Origin of the sequence: Kitasatospora sp. NPDC057542 (assembly GCF_042801945.1) — a bacterium.
Taxonomy (GTDB): Bacteria; Actinomycetota; Actinomycetes; order Streptomycetales; family Streptomycetaceae; genus Kitasatospora.
Genome location: NZ_JBHVFE010000763.1, coordinates 1 through 2,217, shown reverse-complemented (window position 1 = coordinate 2,217; position 2,217 = coordinate 1). Strand labels below are relative to the sequence as shown.

The 2,217-nt window shown below is 74.5% G+C and carries 4 protein-coding genes; all 4 read right to left on the bottom strand.

Annotated elements, in window-relative coordinates:
- Positions 1-37 precede the first annotated feature (37 nt).
- Positions 38-142 carry a DUF6893 family small protein gene (locus ACFU7Y_RS43220; protein ID WP_374119945.1) on the bottom strand — a complete coding sequence of 35 codons (105 nt, stop codon included), beginning with the start codon at positions 140-142 and terminating at the stop codon, positions 38-40.
- A complete protein-coding gene (locus tag ACFU7Y_RS43215) occupies positions 136-645 on the bottom strand; it encodes a hydrogenase maturation protease (RefSeq protein WP_224278506.1) in 510 nt (169 codons plus the stop codon). The genes ACFU7Y_RS43220 and ACFU7Y_RS43215 overlap by 7 nt, the downstream gene beginning before the upstream one ends.
- Positions 642-2,012 carry a hypothetical protein gene (locus ACFU7Y_RS43210; RefSeq protein ID WP_380771942.1) on the bottom strand — a complete coding sequence of 457 codons (1,371 nt, stop codon included), beginning with the start codon at positions 2,010-2,012 and terminating at the stop codon, positions 642-644. The genes ACFU7Y_RS43215 and ACFU7Y_RS43210 overlap by 4 nt, the downstream gene beginning before the upstream one ends.
- A partial coding sequence (locus tag ACFU7Y_RS43205) for a DUF6084 family protein (RefSeq protein ID WP_380771941.1) occupies positions 2,009-2,217 on the bottom strand: 209 nt, incomplete at its 5' end. The genes ACFU7Y_RS43210 and ACFU7Y_RS43205, both read right to left, overlap by 4 nt.

The following is a 2,217-nucleotide window of genomic DNA, read 5'->3' as shown; positions in this document are numbered from 1 at the left end:
CGCCTGCGGGGCTGCACCGTTCGCAGCAATCCGCGCCTCACATCCGGGAGATGTGCAGGTACCGCCTGATGTCCGGCAGGCTCTGCCAGACCAGTGCGCCGATCCCTGCCAACAGGGCGACGCAGAACAGTTTCCTCAGCATGGTGTTGTCTCCTTCTCCGGCTGCGCGGCCTCTTCCACGACGCGCAGGACCACTCGGACCGCCTCCTCCAGGGCGGCGGCTACGGGCTCGCTCAGCCCGATGCCCTCCTCCAGCGAGGCCGGCTCGCAGCCGACCACCAGCACCCGGCCGGGCGGCTCTGTGCCGGTGCCGGCGGCGAGCGTGGCGAGCAGCGCCAGTACGGCGTCCGGCCCCATCCGGTGGCCGTCCAGGACTGGCACCTCCAGCGGCTGTTCGACGTCCGCCTCGATCAGGTAGACGGTGCCGGGTGTCCCGCCCCGGCAGGTGGCGTCCACCAGGACGGCGGTGCGGTAGCCGTCGAGCAGCCGGTACGCGAGGTCCACGCCGCGCACGCCGACGTCGACCACCTCGACGCCCGCCGGCAGCGGGTGGGCGGACAGCCTGCGGACGGTCTCGACCCCGAAGCCGTCGTCGCCGAGGAAGATGTTGCCGACCCCGGCGACCAGCACCGTCCGGTCCGTCATGACTCCTCCAGCGGCGTGACCTCGTCGGGCTGGAAGTACCGGAAGCGCCCCTGGGCCCGCCACAGGTCGGCGCCCGGGTCGTCCTCCACCGTGACGGCCAGGTGCACCGAGCCGTCGAGGTCGTGCAGCACCGCCTCCACGACGCCGGTCCGCCCGTCCAGGAAGAGGTCCTGGGCGTCGGTGCGCCGCCGTCCGGGCCGCAGGACCACCCGGCTGCCGGCGCCGACCTCGCGGCCGTCGATCAGCACCCGGTCCTGCTCGGGGTCGACCTCCGGGTCGTCGCCCGGGTCCCACCAGGGCTGTTCCGGCCGGTCCGCGCCGCCCTCGGTGACCGCGCGCAGCCCGCGGATCGCCCCGTGCAGCCGCTCCAGCACCTCGGGCGGCATGGACTCGGCCAGGTCGATCACCGCGCCGGCCCGCTCGTCGGTGCCGCGGGCCTCCCGCTTCTCCTCCTCGGTCAGGGCCGCCGTCCGCAGCGCCAGGATCTCGTCGATCTCGGTGGCGTCGTACAGGGTGCCGAGGCTCTCCGGGGCGATCCGCGGGTGATCCTCCAGGATGATCGGCGAGGACAGCAGCACCCCGCGATCGCCGTCCGGACCGACCAGCACCGGCCAGGTGCGCTCGTTGCGGCACCGCTCGGCGGCGGGGCGGGCCCACTCGGGCGGGTCGGTGACGGACAGGAAGCGGCCGTGCTCCAGCCCGAGCAGCAGGTGGGCGGAGACCAGCGAGCGCGGCAGTGCCTGCTCGCGGGTGGCCTCCCGGGACGGCGTCCAGGGGGAGGTGTTCTCCACCTCCACGGTCAGCCGCTGCGCCCGGTACGGGCCGGGCAGTTCCTCGGCCCGCAGCCAGACCAGGCCGTCGACCTGTTCGCGCCGCCGCACCAGCCGACCGACGACGGTGCCCTCCTCGTGCACCAGCCCGGTCTCGCCGACGCCCGGCAGCCGGAACGGCCGCTGCACCCCCTCACCGGCCAACTCCTCGACCGGCAGCAGGAGTTCGATCCGCTCCTCGACGCCCTCGTCCCACTCGACGAGGTCCCGGTCGGCGAGCTTCAGCCGCTCCACGGACGTGAAGCCGGCGGCGGTGGCCCGTTCGACGGTGCGCCGCTGGACCCGCAGGAAGCGCAGCTCGACCGCCAGCAGATCCCCGCCGCGTGCCTCCATCAGGCACTCGGTGCGCTGGTGGGAGTGCTCGCCGCCCTGCTCGGTGTAGTCGGGCGGCACCAGGACGCCGAACTGCCAGCGCAGCCGGTTCTTGGCCGCCGAGGCGCGGTACGGGTAGAGCACGTAGCCCTCCAGCAGCACCGCGTCGGCGATCTGCCGGGCGGCCGCGAAGCCGCGCTCGATCCGCTCCGGGAAGCCGCTCACCGGACCGTCTCCTCGACCGCCGCGGCCGCGAGCAGCTCGCGCACCGTCGCCTCCCAGGAGGGCAGGGCCCGCCGGGAACGGTAGGCCAGCAGCTCGTCCATGACCTCGTCCGGCAGCCGCAGCCAGCCGCTGCCGGGGAAGTGCCGGTCCATCGCCTCCCGCCAGACCCGCACCGGCATCCGCACCCGGGCCTCCCGGTCCCAGC

Coding starts and splice junctions, on each gene's coding strand:
- ACFU7Y_RS43220 (WP_374119945.1), bottom strand. CDS start 142: ATGCTGAGGAAACTGTTCTGCGTCGCCCTGTTGGCAGGGATCGGCGCA.
- ACFU7Y_RS43215 (WP_224278506.1), bottom strand. CDS start 645: ATGACGGACCGGACGGTGCTGGTCGCCGGGGTCGGCAACATCTTCCTC.